This is a genomic window from Serratia sp. 22264 (assembly GCF_052045345.1).
GTDB lineage: Bacteria > Pseudomonadota > Gammaproteobacteria > Enterobacterales > Enterobacteriaceae > Serratia > Serratia plymuthica.
In genome coordinates, this window is record NZ_JBQEOY010000013.1 from 1 (window position 1) to 3,912 (window position 3,912).

1 protein-coding gene and 2 pseudogenes are annotated in these 3,912 nt (G+C 57.0%); all 3 read left to right on the forward strand.

Going from position 1 to position 3,912, the window contains the following annotated elements:
• Positions 1-1,416, forward strand: a pseudogene (locus ACTJJ1_RS24910) (DUF4214 domain-containing protein); the annotation flags it as partial.
• A gap of 162 nt (positions 1,417-1,578) precedes the next feature.
• Positions 1,579-3,324: a type I secretion system permease/ATPase gene (locus tag ACTJJ1_RS24915; protein ID WP_440835733.1), complete on the forward strand. Its 1,746-nt coding sequence runs from the start codon at positions 1,579-1,581 to the stop codon at positions 3,322-3,324.
• Positions 3,311-3,912: pseudogene (locus ACTJJ1_RS24920) on the forward strand (hemolysin D); the annotation flags it as partial. The gene ACTJJ1_RS24915 and the pseudogene ACTJJ1_RS24920, both read left to right, overlap by 14 nt.

Sequence of the window (3,912 nt, forward strand, 5' to 3'; positions counted from 1 at the left end):
GGTGATTTTAACCTGGGTGCCGGCAACGACTCGCTGAAGTGGGCCGGTAACGCCGCTGTCAACGGTGCCAACACCGTAGGTGCCGGCATCAGCGGCAACGGTGGTGCGGGTACCGATGTACTGTCTGCCAACTTTATTACCAAGTCCGTGACAAGTACAAAAGCAGGGGTTTTTGGAGGTAGCCACAACGTTGTGATTGCCAGTAATGCAAATCAATTCACCAACTTTGAAAAAATCGATCTAGCGGGATATATCGGTAAATCAACGGTTATTCAAGATGGTGCATTGATAACAACGCCAAATCATACTTTTGATTTCGGTGTGCTTCGCGGTGCTGCATCTATCGAAGGTCTCAATACAGGTTTAACGGGGTCTGTCACGCAAGCGGCGGCCTCAAACACCATTGGCACGCAGGGCTTTGTATTGTCCGGCCTGGCTGAAGCAGTAAAAGTCATTAACGTGGCCGGCGGCACGGCAGCACATCTGGATGTAACCGGTAACGCAACTGCAGCAAGCAGCATTGACTTTACCTTCCTGCCGGATGCTACCAACAAGTTTGACATTGCGTTCACCGCGAACGGCGCATCAGATGTTAACGCAGGCTCAATCAGCCTGAACAGCAGCAGTGCAAGTTTGTTCCCTACTGCGTTGAGCACGGTGAACATCGCCTCCGGCGGTACCGGCGATTTTGGCAACACCTTGTCATTGACCGGCACCAACACGCAGGTGACCAGCGTGAACGTGACTGGCGATCACACGCTGGACCTGACTGTAGGTAGCGGGTACAGCAACGTGCGCACCATCGACGCTCACAGCAACACCGCAGGTGTGGATATCGATGCCCAGGTCAGCGGCACCGGTTCGGGCTTCATCGCTCAATTTATCAACCTGTTCCCGTTCGGCCCGATCTTCACCACGCTTTTCGGTCTGAACGGCAGCAACGTTAATATCACCGGCACCGCAGCGGACGATACCTTCACCGTGCGTGATAACACCGCGATCAAAGGCAACGGCGGCAACGACAAGTTCGAGATCGTTTCCAGCGGCTCGCAATCGTCGGTGTCCATCAGCGACTACAACTACGCGAAAAACAGCATCCTGGACGTGAAGTCCAACCTGCTGATTTCCGATACCGATACCGGCACCCAGGTAGCGGATTACGGCAGCAAGAGCGGTCAAGGTCTGGTCGACCTGCTGTCTAACTTCACCGGCACCGCATTCAGCGGTTTCGTTGGCACACTGTTCGGTCTGAATAACAATACTCTGAGCGCCAAGGTGGGGGTTTCCAGCGTCGACAACACCCATTTCCTGTTGATCGATGAAAACGATAACCACCTGCTGGACACCACCGATACCGTGGTGGCTCTGGTCGGCGGCACCCATGCCGATCTGGTCAGCAACCTGCACTACGCGTAATTGCACTGTATCAACACTGCGTCTAATCGAGTGGTGGCGTAAGTAGAACCCAGAGGGGGGGAATTCCCCCCCTCTGTTTTATTTGGGGCGGCCGTGGCCCCATGTCAATCATCCGTCAAGAGATGAGTTCTTTGCCGATTTTCACTTCCCAGAGAGTAAGTTATGAAGTTTTCTGAACTTGTCCAACCCAATGAGATTGTCAATGCTATCCGCCAACACAGTCGAGCCTTCTGGAGTCTTGGCTGTTTTACTGCGGTCATCAACATTCTGATGTTGGTGCCGTCGCTGTACATGTTGCAGGTCTATGATCGGGCGCTACCCTCGCGCAATGGCATGACGCTGCTGATGCTCACTCTGATAGTCCTGTTTCTGTTCATCATGATGGGCGTGCTCGAATACGTGCGCAGCATGATGGTCATCCGCATCAGTAACCATATCGATGCGACGCTTAACGATCGCATTTATACCGCAGCCTTCGAAGCCAACCTTAGATCTAACGGCACCGATGCGGGTCAAATGCTCGGCGATTTGACCACGGTGCGCCAGTTTTTGACCGGCAGCGCCATCTTTGCCTTCTTTGATGCACCCTGGTTTCCGATTTACCTGCTGGTGATCGCTCTGTTCAACGTCTGGTTGGGGTTGTTCGCCCTGGTGGCCGTACTGCTGCTGATCGCGCTGGCGGTGCTCAATCAGGTCAGAACCAACGCCCCCCTGGCAACGGCTAACCGTTTTTCGATCGAATCCGGCAAGGTCGCCAGCACCGGGCTGCGCAATGCGGAAGTGATTGAAGCTATGGGGATGCTGCCGGCCCTGAAGCAGCGCTGGCGTAACCTGCACGATCGTTTCCTTGATACGCAACGGATTGCCAGCGAACGTGCTGCCAGCATCAGTGCTGCTACCAAGGTGATACGCACCGCCCTCCAATCGTTGGTGCTGGGGCTGGGGGGTTGGCTGGCGATAGACGGCCATATTTCAGCCGGCATGATGATCGCCGGCTCTATTCTGCTCGGCCGCACACTCGCCCCCATTGAGCAAGTCATCAACGTCTGGAAGAGCTGGAGCGGCGCCAAACTGGCCTATCTGCGCCTGGTCAAGCTGCTCGACGCCTTCCCGCCGCGCGGCGTCGGCATGAGCCTGCCCCGTCCGCAGGGGCATTTGCATGTGGAACAGATCACCGCCGGTACGCCGGCAGACCCGGAGATTTCTGTGCTGCAGGGCGTCAACTTTCAACTGGCACCCGGCGAGGTGCTCGGCGTGATTGGTGCCAGCGGTTCGGGGAAATCCACTTTGGCGCGGTTGTTGGTCGGCGTCTGGCCGGTCTCTGACGGTCATATCCGCCTCGATGACGCTGACATTTACCAGTGGAACAAGGATCAGCTTGGCGCCGCCATTGGCTACCTGCCGCAGGATATTGAACTGTTTGCCGGCACCGTGGCGGAAAACATCGCGCGCTTTCAGCCGGTGGACCCGCAAAAAGTGGTGGCTGCGGCGCAACTCGCCGGCGTGCATGAGCTGATCCTCCACTTCTCCGCGGGCTATGACACCCTGCTCGGCCACGGCGGAAACGGCCTGTCCGGCGGGCAAAAACAGCGTATCGCCCTGGCGCGCGCACTTTATGACGATCCGGTGCTCATCGTGCTGGATGAACCCAACGCCAACCTCGACGAGGCCGGCGAACTGGCGCTCAATCAGGCGATTATGCAACTGCGTGCGGCGGGTAAAACCCTGGTGCTGGTCAGCCATCGCCCACAGTTGATCGCCACCACCACCCGTCTGCTACTGCTCGACGGCGGAAAAATGCTGGCTTTCGGCCCGACGTCACAGGTGATCGCCGCCATACAACGGGCGAAATCGCAACAGACCGCCATTAACGACAGTAGTGAGGAGATGCCGCATGGCGCAGCCTGATATCTTGAAGAACTCCGGGCAGCAAAGCGCCCCCGCGGCCAATGATGTACAGCATTATGGCCGATTCGGTTGGCTGGTTCTGCTGTTCGGTCTGGGCGGTTTCCTGCTCTGGTCAATTTTCGCTCCGCTGGATCAGGGGGTGACAGCGCAGGGTATCGTGCAGGTGGCCGGCAACAGCAAAACAGTGCAGTCCTCCGCCGCCGGGACCATCGCCGCCATCAAAGTCAAAGAAGGTGAACGGGTTCGCGCCAACCAGTTGTTGATTCAGCTCAATACCGTGCAGGCACAGGCGCAAGTCGATACCTATCGTGAACATTACCTGACCTCCAGTGCCGTAGAGGCCCGTTTGCTGGCTGAGCGCGACGGCAAGCCGCGCGTCGACTATCCGGCAGAGTTACAGCAACAGGTGCAAAACAACCCTCGTCTGGCTGAAATTCTCGCACTCCAGGACCAGTTGTTCTTCTCGCGTCGGACAGCGCTGAACAGCGAACTGGAAGCCTACCGTCAGTCGATGGCCGGCGTGCGCTTCCAATTGCAAGGGGTAGAAAACGCGCAGGGCAGCCGGCAAATACAACTGCAAAGCTTCCG

Bases quoted from the DNA above. Each gene is read 5' to 3' on its own strand.
- ACTJJ1_RS24915 (WP_440835733.1), top strand. From the start codon at position 1,579: ATGAAGTTTTCTGAACTTGTCCAACCCAATGAGATTGTCAATGCTATC.